This window comes from Candidatus Amarolinea dominans (genome assembly GCF_016704685.1).
GTDB classification, from domain to species: domain Bacteria; phylum Chloroflexota; class Anaerolineae; order SSC4; family Amarolineaceae; genus Amarolinea; species Amarolinea dominans.
The window spans coordinates 283337-305063 of sequence record NZ_JADIZS010000002.1; the positions used below are offsets into that span (position 1 = coordinate 283337).

Here is a 21727-nt window from a genome sequence, read left to right on the forward strand (position 1 = left end):
CTTGACGAAACAAAATGCGTGGGATAGATGCAAGTCTACCTGCGCTGGCGTTACGCGTCTATGACATCTATCATAAGACACAAGCCTATTTTTCTGGCGCGCCGGCGTCAATCCAGGCCCTGATCTGAGCCATCTCAGGATCGCTCAGTTTGAGCGGATGCGCGCTGCCGCTCAGTATCGTCACGACCAGGCTTTCATCTGACTTACCGGCCGTGAAGATCGGGCCTGACTTCCCTCCTTTCTGCGCGTCCGCATAGCTGGCCAGTGACAGATTGCCGAGAGCGCCATGACAGGCGACGCACTTTTGCACAAACAGCGGGCCGATGAAGCCATCCCAGGTGACGGCGCCGACCGCCGGCGGTGTGCTCGGGGCCGGCGTTGGCGTCTGCGGGATGGGCGTTGGCGTCTGCGGGACGAAGACCACCACAGTCGCCCGCACCGGCAGGGTGGTGATCGCGGTCTGCTCGAAGGAGACAAACAGGTAAAGGCCAATCAACAGAGCGACTGACAGAACCCCTGCCGCCGGATAGAACAGGCGCTGCCGGCGCTGCATCTTCTGGGGATCCAGCGGTCGCGTGGCCGTACCCATCCTGATGGCGGCCAGCTCGGCCGGGTGCTCGTGCAGCATCTCTTCTTCGCTGAGCACGCCGGTGAACATACTCTTGTTGAGCGTCCGCAGGTGAACATGATACATGTGCCAGACGATGATCGCCAGCACAGCCAACAGCGCCTCGCCGCCGTGCGCGGCCTTGGCGGCCGGGATGAACTCGCCGGGCATGAAACGCGTCGTGGAGATGGGATTCCAAAGCATGAAGCCGGTCAGGATCATGATCAGGGTGCCCCACACCAGGGACCAGTATTCGACCTTTTCATCGAAGGCATAGCGCCCCATGGCCGGTCGTTCAGAACGGCGCCCCAGGAGATACAGAATCAAACCCCCGAAGTTGCGGACATCCTGCAGATCGGGCAGCATGGACAGGGAAACGCGGCGCACATAGATCTTGTAGGCAACGACAACGACATGGTAAACCGATTCCAGCATCAGAACGATCGCCGCGACACGGTGAATGACACGCGTCACCTCGATACCGCCGAACAGCCCGATCATGATCTCGGCCAGGGGCTGGCCGATGAACTTCTGCGGCAACCCGGTCAGCGCGAGAACGACAAAGGCGGCGACCATCAACAGATGCTCGATACGCTGGGAAAGAGAGAAACGCAGATAGGTTTTCGTGGTCGTAGTCATGCTCCTTTCTCTCCCTTCGCTGCGGGGGGAGTGGAGATGCGCCGCCGGTTGAGAAGACGACGGCCGGCGTCCCCGACCGCAAACAAAACCATGCCGCCGATGAGGGTGGGGATGACAATCTGGTAGAACAGATTGACATAGTAGACGATTGGGTATTTCTCGCGATCGGGCGTGTAGTGGCTCAACCAGGCTTCAGAGAAATTGGCGTTGGCGTCGGGATGACAACTCTGGCACTGGGCCACGAGGTTTTCGCGCACATGCAAACCCTTCTGGGGATCACTGGCTTGCTTGATATCGTGAAAACCGTGGCAATCAATGCAAACCGGCTTGTTCGTCAACTGGTCTGGCGCCTGCTTTTCGAACAGCGTCACCGTCGAGCCATGGAAATCGGCCAGGTAGGTGTTCATGACCTGGGTCGAGATGCCGTACTTGTCCATTCTGGCCGCGTCGGTGTGGCACTTGGCACACACAGATGGAGAGTTCAAGCGAAAGGTTGCGGAAGTGGGATCGGCGATGCCATGCACACCATGACAGTCAATGCAGGTTGGCACATCCGGGTTTTGCGCATCTACCAGGGCCGCGCCATGCACGCTCGTCTTGTACTGTTCGTAGATCGTGTTATGGCAGGTCGCGCAGGTCTGTGGAATAGCCAGGTGCGCGTCCGGCAGCGGTTGATGGGTCTTCTGATCCAGGATGCGCCCCTGCGCGTGCGGATCATGACAATCTGCGCAGACGGCTGCCTGTCGGTTGCCCGCCTGCAGCGCAGTTTGATGCACGCTGTCTTTGGACAGTTCATACTTGTCGGCATGGCAGGTCTTGCACAATTCGTAATTGGCGATGGCATACCCGCGCAGGTCTTGCGCCTGCTGCGGAGGATGAGGATAGCCCGAAATGTTCGTGTGGCACTGAGTACACAAGTAGCCCCCGCTGCCATGCACCGAAGCGGCGTAGCGCGCCGGGTCAATCCCCAGATACAGATCCTCGCCGCTCGGCAGCCTGGTCGTTGCAGCGGTCGCGTGACACGCGAGGCAGGTTTCGTTGCTCACCATGATTGGCGGGGACAGAGGGGAACTGGTGGGGGGCGTCGTATCTTGTACAGGCGGGGCGGCGGCCGCAGGAGCCACGGGCCAGGTCAGGGCAGCCAGCCACAGCACCGCGCCAGCAAAGACCACCATCAAGCCGAGGCTCAAACCGCTTATGCCTCCGGACCAACGTTGCGCACCTTTCATCCGTTACTCCTCCACTTCAGTGTTCAGCATCGTTCAGCATAAACTATCGGGCCGGTGGGCGCCGGCCCGGTAGAGGCGTCGTCGTCAACAGTCAACAGATGTTAGCGCTGCCCGTCTACTGCTTATCGTGGTAACCGACAGCAGCAGCCTTCAGGGCCTCGTCCGTCTTTTCAACCGCCGAACCTGGAATGTGGCAGCTCTTGCAGGCAAAATCGAGGCCAAGCTGCGAAAGCGCCTTCTTCCCGTCGGCGCTGAACTGACTCGTCTGCGTGGGGTCAATGGCCATCAGGTGCGTGCGAATGTCGCCGGTGAATTTCGTGGCGTCGCCCCACGCACTCTTGCCCACACGGGGCATGTGGCAGGAAACGCACTGCACGTTCAGCGCGGCATGTTTGCTCACCTGGGCATTCTGCGCTTGCTGATAATGGCAATTTTCGCACGTGGTACGCGTCGGCGGCTTGTCCTCAGCGCGCAACTGCACCACACCCTCGTGCGGGTTGTGGCACACCACACAATCCAGCGTGATGTGCTTGCTCTGGTACAACTCCTCGTACTGCTCGTGGTGCTCGATGAAGCCGCCACTGGCGTCAACCGCTTCGACGGCGTTACGGCGATGGCACGCGCCGCACGCCTCACCGCTGCGATCAACCTTCAGCGCGATCCCGTACGGATTTGCCATGTGCAGGCTGCCCGGCCCATGACACGCCTCGCACTGGATGCCCGGCGCGGCCCAGACGCCCACGATGCCCGGCAGATCGTCCTGATGGCCGTCTGGCCGATAACCGGTCGTGTGACAGGCGCCGCAGTTGTAAACGAGCTTGGGCTTACCGGAGTTGTACTTGACCCAGCCGGCCTCTTTGCCCACAGCCACATTGGCAAAGTTGTACTGGTTCAGGTAATTGGTGTCGCTGATGGTGGCGCCCGGCTTATCGGTGATGATGTAGCCGTTTTTGTCCATGAAGCGCGCCTTCCAGTTGTAGCCGCCGATCACATACGAAATGTCGTTCCAGGTGTAGCCTTCGGGCGGCTTCTCCACCGCGGTGAAGGGATAGGTTGGCGCCTTGCCGTCCACCACCTTGTTCAACTTGTAGCTGTGGCCCGATTTCATGAACAGATCATAAGTTGCTTTATGACAGGCGCCGCACTTGTCAGAACCAACGTATTCAGCGCCGATGGCGGCGCTGGCCACAGCGCCGGCAGGACCGGCAGACCCAGCGGGACCTGGGGAGCCAGCAGGCCCAGCCGGCCCCTGCGGGCCAGGCGCGCCTTGTGGCCCGGGCGGCCCAACCGGGCCGACGGGACCGGTACAGGCCGAGAGCACGAACAGAGTACCCAAGACGATCACGAACACAACGATCAACTTATGTAACATACGTCCCCCTTTTGTCCCCCTTTTATAACGAAGCAAACGAGGTCAATCTGCTGCGAACGTGCTGACAACCGCTCAACAATTGCACTCATCATACACTAATTTTAGTTGCCTTGCAAGGTTTTACACATCGCTTCGATTTCTTTATAATGAACCCGCGACGCACCGCTGGTCGCTGAAAATCTGAACCGGCTACCTGTTCGATGACACGATCCGCATTCTTTTTACAACGCATCACCTGGCTGGCTTTCTTAGCCCTGGCGCTGTGCCTGCCCTTCGAGGCCGTGCAGCCCTGGCTGCAGGCCGGCCCGCTGCGTTTTACCAATCTCGAACTGCTGGCCGCGCTCGCGCTCATGCTGTGGGCGCTTGCTCTGCTGGCGGCCCGCCGCATGCCGCGCTGGCCGGCCTGGCTGGGGTGGCCGCTCCTGGCCTGGAGCCTGGTCTTGTGCCTGTCGGCCCTGCTCGCGCCAACCGAACGGGGCGCTGCGCTCAAGTTCGCCTTGCGCAGCCTGGCCGGAGTCATCGTGAGTCTGGCTGCATTCGATGTGCTGACCAGGCAGCGCGCCGCAGATGCGCGCGCAACCGGCCCTGTCGCCGCCCTGGCCTGGGCGCTGACGAGCGGCGCCCTGTTAGCTGCCGTCCTGGGCTGCGCCGAAGTCCTGTGGCCTGCCGTGCTGACCCCCTGGCTGAGCCTTTTCAAGCTCCACACCACGCGCGTCGCCGGTACGATCCGGGCCAGCGGCACATTTGGCTATGCCAACATCGCCGCCCAGTACTGGGAAGCGGCCCTGGTATTGCTCAGTGTTCTGCTCACCACCGTCAGCCGGCGGCGCGCCCAAATTCTAATCCTGTTCGCCATCGGCCTCATGGGCGCGGCGCTCGTCTTGACGGCCAGCCGCGGCGGCCTGGTAGCCATCCTACTCAGCAGCGGACTGTTGCTGGCGACCGCCGGCTGGAGCCAGCGCCGCCTGCGCCGGCTGGCGCCCGATTCTCCCCCGCTCGTCGGTGTGTCGCTGCCCCGCGCGGCCGCCATCACGATCATCGTGATTGTGGCGCTGGCGAGCGTCCAGGTGGCGTTGAGTCCGGTGCAGCAGGCGCGCCTGCAGCGCGAGGTTGAAGCCGGCTTCATGCAGGCCGAGTATGCCGCGCCGGCCCATCTCACCCTGGTTGCCGGTCAACGCACGCAGGTTCCGGTGCATCTTACTAATGCCGGGCGCCTGCTCTGGCGGGCACACGGCGCGGAGCCGATCTTGCTCAGCTATCATTGGCTGGACGCCAGCGCCGAGATGATCGTCTTCTTCGAAGGCGATCGCACCGCCCTGCCCCATGATGTGCCGCCCGGCGGGTCCGCGCGGGTGTCGGCCTACGTCCTGCCGCTCCTTCAACCTGGCCGCTACATTCTGGCCTGGGACCTGCTGCAAAACCACGTGGCCTGGTTCTCCACGCGTGGAGCTGGCCTGGGGCGCACCACGGTTGACGTGGCGGCCGGGGCCGGCGGCGCTGCGGCCCCACCCCTGCCGCCCCCTCTTTCCGCCAGCTTGCTGACCGCAGCCCAGGGCAGCACCCAGGTTGAGCGCACCACCCTCTGGCGGGCTGCCTGGCTGCTGTGGCGCCAACACCCCTGGCTGGGCGTCGGCCCGGACAATTTCCGCTACCTGTGGGGCGACGCCTTGGGCTTGACAGACTGGCGCCCGGCCGGGCAGGCGTCTGTCCTGCACAGCAACAGCCTGTATGTCGAAATTCTGGTGACGCTTGGATTGGCGGGAGGCGCTTGCTTCGCCTGGCTCCTGCTCAGCCTGGCACAGCACGTCTTCACGCGGCTGCGCTGGCTGCTGACCCTTGCCCCACCCACCTTACCTGCAAAGTCCCGCATTCACTCCCTCAACTGGCTACTTGGTTTGTGTGCGGCCCTGGTCGCCTTCCTGGTGCATGGGTTTTTCGACTATTTCCTGGAGTTTACGCCTACCTACCTGCTGTGGTGGATCCTGGTCGGCAGCCTGGCCTCCTGCACAACAGAGATCGGGGCACAGAGCGTTTCGCTTCGTCTCCCCCTCTCCCGTCGTGTGCTGTTTCACGACGGGAGAGGGGGTCGGGGGGTGAGGGCGTCAACGGAGAAAACGCCGTGATGCGCATCGGCTATGATGTCACCACCCTGGAAGGGCAAATGACCGGCGTTGGCTACTACTCGGCGCATCTCCTCGCCCATCTCTTACGCCGCGCCGACCCCTGGTGCTTCGAGCTGCTGAGCAATCGCCGCTCGCCGCACCTGGCGCATGCACTCGCCGGCGCCATCGTGCCGCCGGTCGGCCCACGCGGCCCCTCGATGCCGCTGCGGCCGCTCTGGCTGCAGGTCGTTCTGCCGCTCTGGCTGCGCCAACTCAACCTCGATGTGTGCCATTTCACCAACTCGCTCCTGCCGCTGGCCGCCCACGGCCGCATGATCGTCACCGTCCATGATATGTCGCTCTTCCTGTTTCCCCGGTACCATCGCCCGCGCAGCCTGCTCATGGCGCGTCCTTTGATCAAACCGTCTGTGCGCCGGGCACAGGCCATCATCACCGTCAGCGCCAGCGCCAAGGCCGACCTGGTACGGGTGTTGGGCGTTCCCGCGTCCATGGTGCATGTGATCTATGAGGCCGCCGCGCCGCAGTTTCGCGTCCTGCACGACGCGGCGAACCTGGCAGCCGTGCGTCAACGCTACGCCCTGCCCGACCGTTTTCTGCTCTATGCCGGCACGATCGAACCGCGCAAGAACCTGGTGCGCCTGGTCGAAGCGCTGGCCCTGCTGCACCACCGAGGGCTGCACGTGCCGCTGCTGATCGCTGGCCAATGGGGACCGCTCCCCTACCACGACCTGTTGGCAACCATCGAGCGCCTGGGGCTGCGCGAGGCTGTGCGTTTCGTCGGCTATGTGCCCACGGAAGACCTGGTTGCGCTCTACAACCTGGCCACGGTCTTCGTGTTCCCTTCCATCTATGAAGGCTTTGGCCTGCCCATCATCGAGGCCATGGCCTGCGGCGCGGCGGTGCTCACCTCGAACGGCTCATCGCTGGCCGAGATTGCCGGTGCGGCCGCCACCCTGGCCGATCCGCACGACCCCGAGGCGCTGGCAGAGGCGCTGGTCACCTTGCTCAGCGATGATGCTCAGCGTTTTGCCCAGCGCACACGCGGGCTTGCGCGCGCGACCGAGTTTTCCTGGGCGCGCACAGCGGCCGAAACGGCCGCCATCTACCGTCAGGTCATGGCGGCATGAGCGTCGAGACGTCGCCCGTCCCTGTCCTGCCCGCGTCGGCCGTCACAGCGAGCCGGGCCGCGTGCAGCCAGGTGCAGTCGCGGCTAACCGTCGCGGCCCATACCCTGCTCACCATTTTCCTGGCGCTGGCCTTTCTCACCCCGTCCTGGCGCCAGGGGCCGTTCACCTGGTGGCCGCTGCTGACCGCCAATCTGGCCGGGCGCCCGGCGCAGATTGGCCTGCTGGCGTTGCTGCCGCTGCTGGCTGCGCTGCTGCGGGTTGCCGCGTGGATGGTTCGCCCCGCGCGCCGCGACTCGATGCGCTTCCACGCCTGGCGCGACGCCTGGCCGGTGCTGCTGCCGGTGATCGGCCTCGGCGCGCTGACCTTGCTACGGCTGCGGCCGGCTGTGGCCCCCGGCGTGGCACTGATCATTCTGGCCGGCATTGGCTTCTTTTGGCTGCTGACATTCTGGCTGGCCCAGGCGCCGGCCGCGCAGGTGATGCGCTGGCTCTCGCTGCTGTTTGCCCTGGTCGTCTTGGGCCAAAGCACCGTTGGCGTCGTACAGTTCGTGCGCCAGGACTCCGCCCATCTGACCTTCCTGGGCGAACCGGCGCTCGATCCACGCGTCGAAGCCACCAGCGTGGTGGGTCCGGAGGGTCAACATCGCCTGCGCGCCTATGGCCTGACCGCGCATCCCAACGTGTTGGGCGGCCTGCTCAGCATCGGCCTCCTGTGGATCATGGCGGGATGGCTGGCAGGCGTGCCCTGGCCGCGCGTGTCACCCGCGATCAGCACCGTGCTCTGGCTGGTCATTGGCGCGGTCGGGTTGATGGGGCTGCTGGTCAGCTTTTCACGTGCGGCTTGGTTGGGCTTTGGGGTTGGCGCGGCCTGGCTCTTCTGGCGTCAACGCCGCGCCTGGTTGCGCAGCCGTTGGCTGCTGCTGGGGATGCTACTTGGAGTGATCTTCTTCGTGTGGCGCCAGCCCGATCTGCTCTGGACTCGTTTCTTCGATCTGACCAGTCCGCTCGAAGCGCGGTCCATCAGCGAACGCGTGGGCGGGCTGGTCGTCGCGGCCGGCCTGATTCGAGATCAGTGGCTGCTGGGCGTCGGCAGTGGGTTGTACGCGATGACGCTGGTACCTGGCGCGTCCCCGCCGGTGGTCCACAATGCACCGCTGTTGGCCGCCGCGGAGTTGGGGGTTGGCGGCGGGTTGTTGTGGCTGTGGCTCAACGGGGCCTGGTTGGTCGGCCTGCGCCGTGGACATGCGGCGCAGGGGAGCGCCGCGCTGGCGCTCTTCGATGCCGTTTCGGCCTGCTGGCTGGCGCTGTTCGTCACCGGCCTGTTCGACAACTACCCCTGGCTCACCAGTTCGTGGCGCGCCGCCATGCTGCTCGGCCTGCTGGCCGGCGCGCTGATTGCCAGCCTGCGCGCAGCAACGCCGGGCAACGGGGATCAGGATCCCCAATCGAACATGCGCTCCGCGGCAAAGTCGTAACGAAACGTCATCTGACCGAACACAGCCGGCAGGAACAAGCGCGGATTCGACCCGTCCGCTTCCATCATAGTCACCTGCCAGGAGCCGCTGCGATCGCTCAAGAAGATGACCTGGCGCCCGTCAGGCGACCAGGCCGGGGCAACGTTGTTGGGGGCGCGGTCGGCCAGAGGATCATTGGCCGTCAGGCGGGCCACAACGCGACCGTTACGATCGAGCATAAAAATATCGCGATGATCGTGCAGGCGCGTCTGCACCAGCAGATGTTGGCCGTCGGGACTCCAGGCCGGAGATTCCTGGAATAGATTGGCTGTCAAGACATCTTCACGCGCATCCGCGCTGCCCGGCTCGGTAAATTTCAGGCCCTGCTTGCCCCGGTAGACAATGCGCAGGCCATTCGGCTCCCAGGCCGGGGACTGCACCGTCTGGCTGGCCGGCAGATCGCGCAGAATCTTCTCATCCACTCGCACCGTGGCCAGGCCATTATAGTCTTCCGGTGGAATGTCGAAGCAGAAATCGCCAATGCACACCTGGCGGCCAGGAATCGTCTTGCGCCACCAGGCAAAAGCCAGCTCGCTGCCGTCCGGTGACCAGGTGGGGGTGCGCGCGCCATTGGCCTGCACCAGCAGATACTCCTCGTTCGTGCGCAGGTCGTAGATCCAGACCCCGCGCGGCTCGTTCCAGCGCGTGAAGGCCACACGCTGTCCGTCCGGCGCCAGGGCCGGGTCGAAACCACTGGTCAAGCGGCGCAGGCCGCTGCCATCGGCGTTGACCAGGTAGATGGAGCCGCCGTTGCTCTCCTGGAAGACGATCTTGCCGGCCGGCGCAGGCTGCGGTCGAACTGTTGGCGCGGGCGCGACCTTGACCACCGGCAGCGCCGCTGGCTCGCCGGTTAGGCGCACCAGGCTGGCGGCTACCCAACCGCGCTGACCGCCCGGCAACGTGATCTGCCACCAGGCGCCGTTGTCATCACGGCCGCTGACCTCGGCCGCGACCGCCGGCAACAGACGGCCAACAATCGGATAAGCCGTGCCGGGGCCGCTGCGCACATGGATCGCCGCGTCGCCGATCACCGTGACTGCCGGCGTGACTGCGCCGGGAGCTACCGTCGCTGTGGCTGTTGCGCTCACCGCGGTGAGCGTCGGCGCGAGCGTGGCTGTGGCCGTAGGCAGAGGCGTCACGCTCGGCAGCGGCCTGGTCGTCGGCATGACCGTCGCGGTGGTCTCATCGCCGGCGAGCGGCACCAGGGTTGGCGTCGGCGCCGCCGGCGGTGTGCTACATGCCGTCAGCGCGAAAGAGCCGATGAGAAGAGCCAGAGGAATCAGTAGGGGACGCATGGGTAGGCGCCTGCTGCGCCATCGAAGGGTGAACACGAATTGTAGCATTTCTTGGTTTACTCGTAGCGCAGTGCATCAATCGGGTTCAGGCGCGCGGCGCGTGTGGCCGGGTAGATGCCAAAGAAGAGTCCGACCGCCGCGGAGAAACCGGTGGCGAGGGCCACCGAGTCGAGCGTGACGAAGGTTTGGAAATCGCTCTGCAAGCTCGAGACGGCCGCCGCGCCGCTGGCGCCCAGGCCAATGCCAACGAAGCCACCGATGAGAGAGAGCACAACGGCTTCGAGCAGGAATTGGGCCAGGATGTCGCGGCGTTTGGCGCCGACCGCCTTGCGAATGCCGATCTCGCGCGTGCGCTCCGTCACCGACACCAGCATGATGTTCATGATGCCGATGCCGCCGACCAACAACGAGATGGCGGCGATGGCGCCCAGGAATAGCGTCAGCACGCCGGTGATCTGACCGAAGATGTTGATCAGGTCCGCCTGGCTGACCACGCTGAAATCATCATCGTTGCTGTAGGTGATACCGTGCGTCTCACGCAAGACGTCGGTAATTTGGCTGGCCGCAGCTTCCATGCGGTCCTCGGCCGTGGCCTGCAAGTAGATGACCGACACCCGATAGTCGCCGCTTGGTGTGCGGCTGGGGAAGAGGCGTGATTGTGCGGTGGTGATGGGCACGAAGATCTGGTTATCCTCATCGCCAAAGCCGCTGCCGCCGCGCTTTTGCAGCACGCCCACGATACGGAAGGCCACATCGTTGATTTCGATGGTGCGATTGGCAAGGTTTTCCTCCTCGGGGAAGAGGCGCGTCACGACCGTTTGACCAATGACGGCCACGCGTGCGTGGGCCGTCACATCTTCAGGTGTGATGAAGCGCCCGGCCTCGACCACCCAATTGCGCACGGCCGCGTACTCAGGCTCCACACCGCCTATCTGAGGCGTGATTTCGCGCTTGCCCGCCTTGACCGCGGCCACGCGGCTGACTTCCGGGGCCACCGCCATCACATCAGGCACCCGCAAGGTGTCGCGCAGCGCCATCACATCGCGCATCGTCAGGCTGGAGCCTGTGTTCGCGCGCGTGCGCGGGGGGCCGCCGCTGGTGAGTTGCCCCGGCACCGCGAACAGCAGGTTGGAGCCGATGCTCTGGAACTGATCGGTGACGTAGCGTTCAACTCCGCGCCCCACCGAAAGCAGAGTAATGACCGCGCCCACGCCGATGATGATGCCCAGCATCGTGAGCACCGAGCGCAATTTATTGGCCGCAAGTGCCCGCAGGGCGACTCGTAGTGCTTCGCTTAAATTCACAACTTACTCCTAAAATCAGATACCGGCTGCCACGGCGTCCATTTCGGGGGCTCGCCGCCTTGCACCAGGTCGCGCGTGCGTCGGGTGTAGGCGCGTTCGCCGGCGCGGCGTTGATGTGCCACCAGGTTATCAGATTCGACGCAGCCGTCCATGATGCGTACGATGCGCTTCGTATGCTCGGCAATATCCGGCTCGTGCGTCACGAACACGATGGTGATGCCGCGCTCCTCGTTCAGGTGCTGGAAGATCGCCATAATCTCAGCGCCAGACTTCGAATCGAGGTTGCCGGTCGGCTCGTCCGCCAGGATGATGGCCGGGTCATTGATGAGGGCACGGGCAATTGCCACACGCTGCTGCTGACCGCCCGATAGCTCATTGGGGCGATGATGAATACGTTCGCCCAGGCCCACCGCTTCCAGCGCGGCAATCGCTTTCTGCCGGCGCTGGCGGGTGCCAGCGTAGATCAGCGGCAGCTCCACATTTTGCAGAGCCTCGGTGCGCGAGAGTAAGTTGAAGCTCTGGAAAACAAACCCGATTTTGCGATTGCGAATGTCCGCCAGTTGGTTGTCGTTCATCTGCGACACATCAGCGCCATCGAGCAGGTAGGTGCCACTGGTGGGTTGATCCAGGCAGCCGATGATGTTCATCAACGTGGACTTGCCTGAGCCGGACGGCCCCATGATGGAGACCATTTCGCCCGGCATCACGCGCAACGCAACGCCGCTGAGCGCGTGTACTTCCATTTCTCCCATCCGGTAGACCTTGCGCAGATCCCGGATCTCGATCATTGGTTTGTTATTGTCTGCCATCGTCTTGCCTTTCTTGCCACCCGTCTGTCCAACACGAGTTTGCTCGAGGAACCCTAGAAGCCAAAAGTGCGCCGCAACTGGTCGCCCGCAGTCGTATTGGGGATGATGATCACGTCGCCTTCGCTCACCCCTTCGCTGATCTCGGTCTGGCCTTCATTGCGCATGCCAATCTTCACCTCGATCCGCTGCGGCGCCTCACCCACGAGCTTCTCGACATAGGTCTTATCCGAAGTGCGGTCGCGCTGAATGGCGCGGTTGGGCAGCACCAGCACGTTCTCAACCTCGGCCGTGGTCACATTGGCCGTGGCGCTGAGGCCGGCGCGCAGCACGGCATCGGTGGGATCGAGCACGACGGTGACCAGATAAGAGACCACGCTGGTGTTGGCCTCGGCCATCGGGGCAATTTGGCTGATCTGCCCGGTCACCTGCGCATCGGGCAGTGACTCCAGCGTAATCACGGCGATCTGGCCTTCCTTGATCTGCCCAATGTCAATTTCATCTACGCTGATGTCAATGTGGAAGCGATCAATGTTGACAATGACGATGGCGGCCCGTGCGGCGTTGGGGAACTCGCCGGGCGTGATGTTCACCTGCGCGACCACGCCCGCGATGGGGCTGCGCAGAATGGTGTTGTCCCGATTCAGGTGCGCCTGCGCCAGCACCGCTTCGGCCTGTTTGACCTGCGCCTGCGAGGCGGCCGTCTGCTCAGGCGTGGCGCCTTCCTGCAACTTCAGCAGCGACGACTTGGCCTGTGCGACCTGCGCGCGTGAACCGGCCACGGCCGCTTCGGCCTGGGCAACGGCGGCCAGCGCCTGCGCACGCTGCGCCGCGTCCGCGCCGGCGGTGGCAATCTGGTATTGCGCCTTCGCCTGCTCGTAATCAATGGTCGCCCGCTGCAGGTTGAGCGACTGCGGGAGCAGCCCCACGTTGGGCAGGCTGGCTACCTGGTCGTAGGCAGACTGCGCCTGTTGCAAGGCGGCCTGCGTGCGCTCCAGGTTGGCCGCGGCCACCTTCTTGTCATTTTCTGTGGCGCCGGCCTGCAGCTTGGTGTAGCTGGCGCGGGCGCTGAGCAGATTGGCCTCGGCGCTCTTGACACTGGCCTGCCCGCTGTCCAACGATGCCTGGCGGCCTCCAGGTCTTCCGGGCGCGCCTTGCGCGTCAACTGGGCCAGGTTGGCCTGTACGCTGGCCAGGCCGGCCTCAGCCTGCAGCACCGACAGCGCCACATCCTGGCTATCGAGCAGGGCCAAAACCTGCCCAACCTGCACGCGGTCCGTTGTCTTGACCTTCACCTCGGCCACACGGCCCGCGCCTTTGAAGGCCAGGGAGACTTGCCCCTCCGGCTCGATGCTGCCCGTGGCGCTGACAATCGAACGCAGCGTTGTGCGGGTTGGCTGCACTGTCTCATACTTGGGCGTCTGGGGCGCCTGGGCCTGTGCCAGTGTTCGCCACAGGAGAAAGCCCCCGGCCGCTACGACTACCAAAATGACTAAAATAATCAGAGTTCTGCGCATAGATTCGTCTCGTTTTTCTATTCCTTTTTTTCAAGCTCAGCTCAGCCAGGGAGCAAGGCACCGTCAATCAAGCCAGGTTTGCCAAAGCTTTGCATAAACCTACTCTACCACGCCTGTCACTCCGCGTCAATAACGGCGCCGCTTTCTGTACCCTGATATGACGGCGAACGGGCGATAACAGTCACCCGGCCCTCACCCCCCGGCCCCCTCTCCCGTCGTGGAAAAGCACACGACGGGAGAGGGGGGGAGGGCCTGCGTTTTGCATAAAAACGTCGGGTGTGTTAGTATTGTGTACACAACTTCACAAAAGTCACACAAGTTAAATTTCGTACACAAAAAGGAACGCCATTCGATGTCAATCATCACCATACCCGACATCGTGGTGGGTCGCTTGCCCATCTATCTGCGAGCGCTCAACTTCTTGGTGGCAGAGGGGCGTGAAATCACGTCCTCGCAAGAGCTGGGCGATAGATTAGGCATCAGTTCGGCCCAAATCCGCAAAGATTTATCGCACTTCGGTGAATTTGGCAAGCAAGGCACCGGCTACGACATCTCCTTCCTGCGCGATCAACTGCAGCGCATCCTGCAGGTGGATCGCATCTGGGATGTCGTGCTGATCGGCGCCGGCGATTTGGGCCATGCTTTGGCGCACTACGGCGGCTTTAGCGGGCGCGGCTTTCGCATCGCCGCGGTGTTCGATAGCGACCCTGACAAGGTAGGCCAGCCCCTGGCTAACCTCGTCATCCAGGACAGCCAAGACCTGGTGGATGTCGTGCGCCAGCAGGCGATCTACGTGGCGCTGATTGCCACGCCAGCCAGCGGCGCCCAACCCGTGGCTGACGCCCTGGTCAGCGCAGGGATCAGGGCAATCCTCAACTATGCGCCCATCACCCTGACGGTTCCACACGGTGTGCGCGTGCAGTATATTGACCCGGTGGCGCACCTGCAACGCATGACTTTCTACCTGTAGACCAGATCCGCTAAGGCTCCAGACTGTTCCCGAAACCGGGTTGCGCAAGGCATCCCGGTTTTTGCATTTCTACCTGCTGGCGCTGCGACCCTGCGCACATCAGGCCGGACAGCACGCGTCCGTGGCACAGTGCGTTACAAATGGCGACCCATCGTCAGCAGATGTATGATGGGTATCATGTTGAAACGGCGTTCTTGGGGTTACAATGAACTCACAGCGGCGGTAGCCCACCATGGTACGCGAGTTCAACACTTGTCAAAGGTGAAAACGGATGACCCGAGTTGCCGAAATCATGACAGAGGATCCTGTCACAATTCAACCTTCGCAATCTATTGGCACAGCCATTGCCCTGATGCGCCAGGGAATCTTCCGCCGCTTGCCGGTGGTCGAAAACGGGCGCCTGGTTGGTATCGTGACCGATCGCGACATGCGCCGTGCGACCAACTCGCCTATCCTGTTGCACGAAACATGGTATGACAACTTCCTCCTCGAACATATCGAGGTGGGATCCTGCATGACGTCCAACCCGACAACCCTGTCACCGGATGCGGACATACTCGAGGCGGCCGTCATCATGCGCAGCCGCAAAATCGGTGGCATCCCGATCGTACGCGGCGACGTGCTGGTGGGAATCATCACCGAAACGGACCTGCTCGACCATTTGATCGAACTGCTTGAGGCCGAATAAGTGGTTCAGCGAAATCAGGCGCCAACCTGAAACATCGTCAACGACGACGAGATTCCGGATGAAATTCCGGATGAGATGCCAGATGAAATTCCGGATGAGATGCCAGATGAGATTCCAATGGAGGAACAACAATGGCCAGAGGTACTGTAATCATCACGACGAATCGCTGTAAAGGTTGCGAACTATGCACCACTGTCTGCCCACAGGAGGTGTTGCATATGTCAACCGCCCTGAACGCCAAGGGGTATCACCCGGTCGAGCTGAACGATCCCCAGAACCGATGCACAGGCTGCGGCCTGTGCGCGGTGATTTGCCCCGATGTCGTGTTCAAGGTCTACCGCTATCAGGCAAAGATGCCGCAGCGGGCAGCAGCCGTCGCGTAAGCGAGCATTAGGTAGCACGCAGCAAAGGAGATTGACCATGGCAAAGGAGCTATGGAAAGGCAACGAAGCAATAGCCGAGGCCGCCATCCGTGCCGGCCTGGAAGCCTATTTTGGCTATCCCATCACCCCACAGACTGAATTATTGGAATATATGGCCGCCCAGATGCCTGCACTTGGGCGGGTTTTTTTGCAGGCCGAAAGTGAATTGGGCGCCATCAACATGGTGTACGGCGCCGCGTGCGGCGGCTCCCGTGTCATGACATCCTCGTCCAGCCCCGGCGTCAGCCTGATGCAAGAGGGCCTCTCATACATCGCCGGATCAGAAGTATCCTGCGTTATCGTAGACATCATGCGCGGCGGGCCTGGCCTGGGCAACATCCAGCCGTCACAGTCAGACTACTTCCAGATGGTGAAGAGCGCCGGGCATGGCGACTACAACAATATCGTGCTGGCGCCGGCCACCGTGCAAGAGGCCGTTGACATGACCTACGAGGCCTTCGACCTGGCCGACAAATACCGCACCACGGTCGTCATCCTGGCCGATGGCACCATCGGGCAGATGATGGAACCGGCCGAAATGCCGCCAAGCAAACCCTTGCGCACCGAGAGACCAGACTGGGCGCTGAGCGGAGCGGCCGGCCGCCACCACCGCTCGATCACGTCGCTCAACCTGACGGCGGAAGGGCTGGAGAAACACAACCTGCATCTGCAGGCCAAGCTGGCCGAAATCAAGGCACGCGAAGCGCGCAGCAAAGAGTTCATGACCGAGGATGCCGAATACCTGATTGTGGCCTTTGGCACCATGGGGCGCGTGGCTACCTCGGCCATTCGCCAGGCGCGGGCGCAGGGCGTCCGCGTGGGCCTGCTGCGCCCGGTGACGCTGTGGCCCTACCCTGAAGACCGCCTGCGCGAGCTGGCCGCGGGCAAGAAGGCCATCCTGGTGGTGGAAATGAACGCCGGCCAGATGCTCAACGACGTGAAAGCCATCGTGGAGGGGCGCGCCCCGGTCCACTTCTACGGCCGCATGGGCGGCTCCATCCCCCTGCCCGACGAAATCCTGAACGCCCTGCACACCCTGGTCTCCCTGTATGGCACGGTGCAAATGAGCGGACACAACAACGGCTACAAACACAACGGTCATAATGGCAGTGGTCAGCCGGGCGCTGCGCTGCGCCAAACGACCAACGCCGCTACCCTGTCCGTACACCTGGCGGAGGTGAAGTCATGACAACGCAAACCCTGGCGCTCGATGAGATGATGCTGGTTTACCAGCGCCCCGATTCCCTGACCGATGTGGCAACGCACTACTGCCCCGGCTGCACGCATGGCATCATTCACCGCCTGGTGGCCGAGGTGCTGGACGAGTTGGGCGTGCGTGAGCGCACGATTGGCGTGGCGCCCGTGGGCTGCGCGGTCTTTGCCTACAACTACTTCAATGTAGACATGGCTGAGGCGGCGCATGGACGCGCCCCGGCCATGGCCACCGGCCTCAAACGAACGCAGCCGGACAAAGTCGTCTTCACTTACCAGGGCGACGGCGACCTGGCGGCCATCGGTACGAATGAGATCATTCATGCCGCGGCGCGCGGCGAAAAAATCACGGTGATCTTCGTCAACAATGCGGTGTACGGCATGACGAGCGGCCAGATGGCGCCGACCACCCTGCTGGGCCAGGTCACCACCTCATCACCGAAAGGGCGCGATGTCAGCCTGACCGGCTATCCCCTGCGCGTGGCCGAATTGTTGGCAGGGCTGCCGGGCACATCGTACGTCGTCAGACGCTCGACACACAACGTGCGCGAAATCAACCGCACCAAGAAGGCCATCCGCACCGCGTTCCAGGCTCAGTTGGCCGGGCAAGGACTCTCCCTGGTAGAAATCCTGTCGTCATGTCCCACCAACAACCATACCACCGCGGCCGAAGCCCTGACCTGGATCGAGAATCAGATGGTGCCCTACTATCCGTTGGGCGATTACAAGGTGGTGGATGCCGTGGCGCGTCTGAATTAGGCGCTTTGCAGTTGATTTCTTGCACATGGGGATGCAAGGAGGATACAAGGAGGACACAAAATGGAATTCTCGATCGTTTTCTCTGGCTTTGGGGGACAGGGCGCCCTGTTCGCCGGCCAGTTACTGGCCTATGCCAGCATGGATGAAGGCAAAGCGGTGACCTGGATCCCGTCCTATGGGCCGGAGATGCGCGGCGGCACCGCGCACTGCATCGTGGTGGTTGGGGATGAAGAAGTTGGGGCGCCGCTGGTGCGCAACCCTGACGCCGTGATTGCCCTGAATCTGCCATCGGTGGACAAATACGAACCGTTGGTCAAACCGGGCGGGTTCCTGATCTACAACAGTTCATTGGTGACGCGCGCGGTGACGCGCAGCGACATCAACGTCATCCCGGTGGCGGGCAATGACATTGCCAGCGCGCTGGGCAATATCAAATTAACCAATGTCGTCATGCTGGGCGCCTTGCTGCAGGCCACCGACCTGCTGCCGCTGGAGGCTCTCGATCGGGCCTTGCTGGCTCATCTGCCGGAACGCAATCGGCGCTTTCTGGAGCCAAACAAGGTGGCTCTGCGGCGTGGCGCCGAGTGTGCCATGCGCGTTCCGGCCTGACACCTGGACGCGTTTCAATGATGGGAGGCAAATGCATATGTATCACAACATTCTCGTGCCGCTGGATGGCTCAGCGCTGGCAGAAGCCGCGCTGCACCACGCGGAGGCCCTGGCGCTGGAGTTCAAGAGTAACATCACCCTGCTGCGAATTATCATCTCGCCCTACCAGTTGATTGCGCCTGACCTGGTGCTTTCCGGGACCGTGGCCGAAATACCCGGACTGCGCGACCAGGCGATGCAATACTTGCAGGGAGTATCCGGTGAGCTGCGCGAAAAGGGCATCTCTTTCCAGACCGCCATTTTGGACGGCCCCGTGCCCGATGCCATCACCGACTATGCCCGGGCCGAGCACATTGACCTGATCGTCATGTCAACGCATGGGCGGGGCGGCATCAGCCGCTGGGTGTACGGCAGCGTTGCTGAAAAGGTTCTGCAGGCTGCGCCCTGCCCGGTACTGCTCATTCGCGCATCCGGCAAGTAGGAACAGACGCGTCCCGGCACAGCAAAAGATAGACACAAAGGAGTGTAACTATGACCACACCGTGGCAACGACGGTACGCACAGCGCAATCAACGGATGGGTGGTTCTATCATCCGTGAGCTGCTGAAGTTTACCCAACAGCCAGACATGATCTCGTTTGCCGGGGGCCTACCGGCGCCTGAGTTGTTCCCGGTTGAGGCCTTTCGCGCGGCGGCCGACAGGGTTCTTGTCCAGTCAGGCAGCAAGGCATTACAGTACAGCACCACCGAGGGCTATCAGCCATTGCGCGCACTCATCGTCGAGAAAATGGCGCACTACGGCATCCTGGCCAAAGAAGATAATGTATTGATTACTTCCGGTTCGCAGCAGGCCCTTGACCTGATCGGCAAGTTGCTCATCAACGCGGGCGATACGATCCTGGTGGAACGCCCAACCTACCTGGGCGCGCTGCAGGCCTGGAATGCTTACCAGGCCGAGTACGTCGAGGTACCCATTGATGACAACGGGCTGCAGGTAGATCAACTGGAAGAGGCGCTGCGCGCGGGCGTCAAGTTCATGTACGTGTTGCCAAACTTCCAGAACCCGGGCGGTGTCACACTCTCTCTGGATCGCCGGCAGGAACTGGTGGAGTTGGCCGACCGCTACGGGGTGCCCATCATCGAGGATGACCCGTATGGCGAGCTGCTCTACGAAGGGGAACATCTGCCCACCCTGGTGCAGTTGGACTGTGAGCATCTGGAATCACGGGCTTGTGATGGTCACGGCTATTTCCGGGGCAACATCCTGTACCTGAGCACCTTCTCCAAGACGCTGGCGCCTGGTTTGCGCCTGGGATGGATCGTGGCGCCGGTTGAGGTGATTCAAAAGTGCGTGCAGGCCAAGCAGGGCATGGATTTACACACCAGTATTTTCGATCAGATGGTGGCATACGAGGTAGCCAAAGGCGGCTTCCTGGAGAAACATGTACGTACCTTGCGCCGGGTGTATGGCGCACGTCGCGATGTGATGTTGGCCGCCATGGAGCGCTACTTCCCGGCCGGTGTACACTGGACGCACCCGCGCGGCGGGTTGTTCCTGTGGGTGGAATTACCGCCGGAGATCAACGCGGAGGAACTGCTGCAGGACGCCATCAAAGAAAAGGTGGCCTTCGTACCGGGCCATGCGTTCTATGCGGCCGGACGCAGCAGCGGACAACTCAATACCATGCGCCTGAACTTCTCCAACGCCGAGCCGGAGATGATCGAAGAGGGAATTCGCCGCCTTGCGCGTGCCATCGAGCAGCGCATGGGCGGGCGCATGACGCCCGTGGTCACACCAGTGCCGGCCATGAGCATGAACTAGAGAATGCCCTCCGGCGCCCGATCGCTGGCTGGTCACGAGGCATCGAGGATGAAGGACGAAGGATCAAGATTGCTGACCGTTCGTCCTTCGTCTTGTCCTTGCGAAAGACCGGGTTTCAGCAATGAGCCTGGCTGTGAACGACTGCAAGAGGAGACGAACATGCCGACCTATTTCGTGCGTGACATTATGAGCGCTCCCGCCCTCACGATTCACTATGAGGCTGACCTGGATGAGGCGGCAGCGATGCTGGAAAGCAACCAGATTCGCCGCTTACCGGTGCTGGACGACGAAGGGCAATTGGTCGGCATCCTGACGCAAGGCGATGTGCGCGTGGCGTCCATGGCCACTGCAGTGGACCCGTACGATGCCGCCGCCACCACCTGGCTGACCGCGGGCGACGCCATGACACACCGGACGTTTACGGTGACGGCTGACACATCGGTGGTCGAAGCGGTAAAAATGATGTTGGCGCACAAAATTGGCGGCCTGCCGGTGGTAGATGACGCCGGCGCCGTCATCGGCATGGTGACTGAGACAGACATTTTCCGCTTGGTCGTACGCGAGTGGAGCGAAGAATAAAGGAATAAAATAAAGGAATAAAGGGAACAGATCATATGGATATCGGAGTCCCGCGTGAACGGAGGGCCAGCGAGTATCGAGTGGGCATCACGCCGGCCAATGTGCAGACCCTGCACGACGAAGGTCATCGCATCTACGTGGAGCAGGGCGCAGGTGTGGGCAGCGGCTACAGCGACGAGGATTACCGCCGTGCCGGCGCCACCCTGGTCTACTCTGCGGATGAGGCATTTGCCCGCGCCGACCTGTTGCTCAAAGTGGCACGCCCGACCCCCGAAGAGACCGGTTTGCTGCGCAGCGATCAGATTGTCTGTGGGTTTCTGTATTTGCCGGCGGCGCGCAAGAGCCGGGTACAGAGCTTTCTGAACAACAACGTCACAGCCATTGGCTATGAAACCATCCAAGAGGACGACGGCTCCTTGCCGGTGTTGCAGCCGATCAGCGAGGTCACCGGTCGCATGTGCGCACAGGTGGCGGCGCGCTTGCTGGAAAACACCAGCGGCGGCAAGGGCATCCTCCTGGGAGGCGTGCCAGGCGTCGCGCCGGCCGAAGTAGTCATCCTGGGCGGCGGGGTGGTAGGCGCCCAGGCGGCCCGCGTCTTCCTGGGTCAGGGCGCCAACGTCTACCTGCTGGACAAAGACATCAAGCGTCTGCATTACATTGACAGCCTTTTCATGGGCCGCGTCATTACGCTGATGTCCAACCCCCTCAATGTGGACAAGATGGTGCGCTTTGCCGATGTGGTTGTGGGCGCGATCCAGGTGCCGGGCGCCCGCTCGCCGGTCCTCATCTCGCGCGAGTTGGTGCGCAGCATGAAACGGCGTTCCATCATCATAGATGTCGCGGTGACCACGGGCGGTTGCGTCGAAACCACACGCCCCACCACGCACACGGCCCCCACCTACATCGAAGAAGGCGTCATCCATTATTGCGTTCCCAATATGACCGGCATCGTGGCGCGCACCGCCACGCACGCGTTCAACAATGCCGCTTGGCCGTACATCTACAGTATCGCCTCCGAAGGGTTGGACGCGGCGATCGAAAAATCACCATCGCTGGCGCGTGGCGTCAACATCCGGGCCGGCAAGATCATGCTGCCCGGCCTGGCAGCTGCGTACACGATGAGTTCCTAAGGGTT

21 protein-coding genes are annotated in these 21727 nt (G+C 62.4%); 13 read left to right on the plus strand and 8 right to left on the minus strand.

From position 1 onward, the window contains the following. Positions 1–85 precede the first annotated feature (85 nt). The 3 genes from IPF85_RS02805 to IPF85_RS02815 all read right to left on the minus strand — a co-directional run bounded on the left by IPF85_RS02805 (position 86) and on the right by IPF85_RS02815 (position 3583). Positions 86–1246: a cytochrome b/b6 domain-containing protein gene (locus IPF85_RS02805; RefSeq protein WP_343406545.1), complete on the minus strand. Its 1161-nt coding sequence runs from the start codon at positions 1244–1246 to the stop codon at positions 86–88. Continuing rightward, positions 1243–2436: a cytochrome c3 family protein gene (locus tag IPF85_RS02810; RefSeq protein ID WP_343406546.1), complete on the minus strand. Its 1194-nt coding sequence runs from the start codon at positions 2434–2436 to the stop codon at positions 1243–1245. Before IPF85_RS02810 ends, IPF85_RS02805 begins: the two co-directional genes overlap by 4 nt. Positions 2437–2590: 154 nt before the next feature. Next, positions 2591–3583, minus strand: coding sequence for a multiheme c-type cytochrome (locus IPF85_RS02815; RefSeq protein ID WP_343406547.1), 993 nt, complete (start codon positions 3581–3583; stop codon positions 2591–2593). 464 nt (positions 3584–4047) lie between these two features. Between IPF85_RS02815 and IPF85_RS02820 the strand changes: the two genes are divergently transcribed. The 3 genes from IPF85_RS02820 to IPF85_RS02830 are packed head-to-tail and all read left to right on the plus strand — an operon-like array spanning position 4048 to position 8572. Next, positions 4048–5970 (plus strand): O-antigen ligase family protein, encoded by a 1923-nt coding sequence (locus IPF85_RS02820; protein ID WP_343406548.1) that lies wholly within the window; start codon positions 4048–4050, stop codon positions 5968–5970. After that, entirely contained in the window at positions 5970–7097 is a 1128-nt protein-coding gene (locus IPF85_RS02825) for a glycosyltransferase family 1 protein (protein WP_343406549.1), read from the plus strand. The genes IPF85_RS02820 and IPF85_RS02825 overlap by 1 nt, the downstream gene beginning before the upstream one ends. Beyond that, complete coding sequence (locus IPF85_RS02830; RefSeq protein WP_343406550.1) at positions 7094–8572, plus strand: O-antigen ligase family protein; 1479 nt, start codon at positions 7094–7096, stop codon at positions 8570–8572. Before IPF85_RS02825 ends, IPF85_RS02830 begins: the two co-directional genes overlap by 4 nt. Here IPF85_RS02830 and IPF85_RS02835 read toward each other — a convergent pair. The 5 genes from IPF85_RS02835 to IPF85_RS02855 are packed head-to-tail and all read right to left on the minus strand — an operon-like array spanning position 8530 to position 13532. After that, entirely contained in the window at positions 8530–9906 is a 1377-nt protein-coding gene (locus IPF85_RS02835) for an SH3 domain-containing protein (protein ID WP_343406551.1), read from the minus strand. The genes IPF85_RS02830 and IPF85_RS02835 overlap by 43 nt on opposite strands. A 56-nt stretch (positions 9907–9962) precedes the next feature. Next, on the minus strand, positions 9963–11210 hold the full coding sequence (locus tag IPF85_RS02840; RefSeq protein WP_343406552.1) for an ABC transporter permease: 1248 nt from the start codon (positions 11208–11210) through the stop codon (positions 9963–9965). Continuing rightward, positions 11207–12019: an ABC transporter ATP-binding protein gene (locus tag IPF85_RS02845; protein ID WP_343406553.1), complete on the minus strand. Its 813-nt coding sequence runs from the start codon at positions 12017–12019 to the stop codon at positions 11207–11209. Before IPF85_RS02845 ends, IPF85_RS02840 begins: the two co-directional genes overlap by 4 nt. Positions 12020–12072: 53 nt before the next feature. Then, complete coding sequence (locus IPF85_RS02850) at positions 12073–13029, minus strand: efflux RND transporter periplasmic adaptor subunit (RefSeq protein WP_343406586.1); 957 nt, start codon at positions 13027–13029, stop codon at positions 12073–12075. Further along, positions 12960–13532, minus strand: coding sequence for a biotin/lipoyl-binding protein (locus tag IPF85_RS02855; protein WP_343406554.1), 573 nt, complete (start codon positions 13530–13532; stop codon positions 12960–12962). The genes IPF85_RS02850 and IPF85_RS02855 overlap by 70 nt, the downstream gene beginning before the upstream one ends. Before the next feature lie 289 nt (positions 13533–13821). Here IPF85_RS02855 and IPF85_RS02860 point away from each other — a divergent pair, with 289 nt between their 5' ends. The 10 genes from IPF85_RS02860 (at position 13822) to ald (ending at position 21722) form a co-directional block, all read left to right on the plus strand. Next, the gene (locus IPF85_RS02860) at positions 13822–14502 is read left to right on the plus strand and encodes a redox-sensing transcriptional repressor Rex (RefSeq protein ID WP_343406555.1); all 681 of its coding nucleotides are present in this window, start codon (positions 13822–13824) and stop codon (positions 14500–14502) included. A gap of 271 nt (positions 14503–14773) precedes the next feature. Next, a complete protein-coding gene (locus tag IPF85_RS02865; protein WP_343406556.1) occupies positions 14774–15190 on the plus strand; it encodes a CBS domain-containing protein in 417 nt (138 codons plus the stop codon). Between the two features lie 131 nt (positions 15191–15321). Beyond that, positions 15322–15573, plus strand: coding sequence for a 4Fe-4S binding protein (locus IPF85_RS02870; RefSeq protein ID WP_343406557.1), 252 nt, complete (start codon positions 15322–15324; stop codon positions 15571–15573). Positions 15574–15610: 37 nt separating this feature from the next. Continuing rightward, positions 15611–16801, plus strand: a complete 1191-nt coding sequence (locus IPF85_RS02875; RefSeq protein ID WP_343406558.1) for a 3-methyl-2-oxobutanoate dehydrogenase subunit VorB — start codon at positions 15611–15613, stop codon at positions 16799–16801. Positions 16802–16827: 26 nt separating this feature from the next. Beyond that, positions 16828–17583, plus strand: a complete 756-nt coding sequence (locus tag IPF85_RS02880; RefSeq protein ID WP_343406587.1) for a thiamine pyrophosphate-dependent enzyme — start codon at positions 16828–16830, stop codon at positions 17581–17583. A gap of 60 nt (positions 17584–17643) precedes the next feature. Beyond that, positions 17644–18192 (plus strand): 2-oxoacid:acceptor oxidoreductase family protein, encoded by a 549-nt coding sequence (locus tag IPF85_RS02885; protein WP_343406559.1) that lies wholly within the window; start codon positions 17644–17646, stop codon positions 18190–18192. Positions 18193–18229: 37 nt separating this feature from the next. Next, positions 18230–18673, plus strand: coding sequence for a universal stress protein (locus IPF85_RS02890; protein ID WP_343406560.1), 444 nt, complete (start codon positions 18230–18232; stop codon positions 18671–18673). 50 nt (positions 18674–18723) lie between these two features. Then, positions 18724–20013, plus strand: coding sequence for a PLP-dependent aminotransferase family protein (locus tag IPF85_RS02895; protein WP_343406561.1), 1290 nt, complete (start codon positions 18724–18726; stop codon positions 20011–20013). A 159-nt stretch (positions 20014–20172) separates the two neighbouring features. Next, positions 20173–20592 (plus strand): CBS domain-containing protein, encoded by a 420-nt coding sequence (locus IPF85_RS02900; RefSeq protein ID WP_343406562.1) that lies wholly within the window; start codon positions 20173–20175, stop codon positions 20590–20592. 35 nt (positions 20593–20627) lie between these two features. Then, positions 20628–21722, plus strand: coding sequence for an alanine dehydrogenase (gene ald / locus IPF85_RS02905; RefSeq protein WP_343406563.1), 1095 nt, complete (start codon positions 20628–20630; stop codon positions 21720–21722). Positions 21723–21727: the final 5 nt, after the last annotated feature.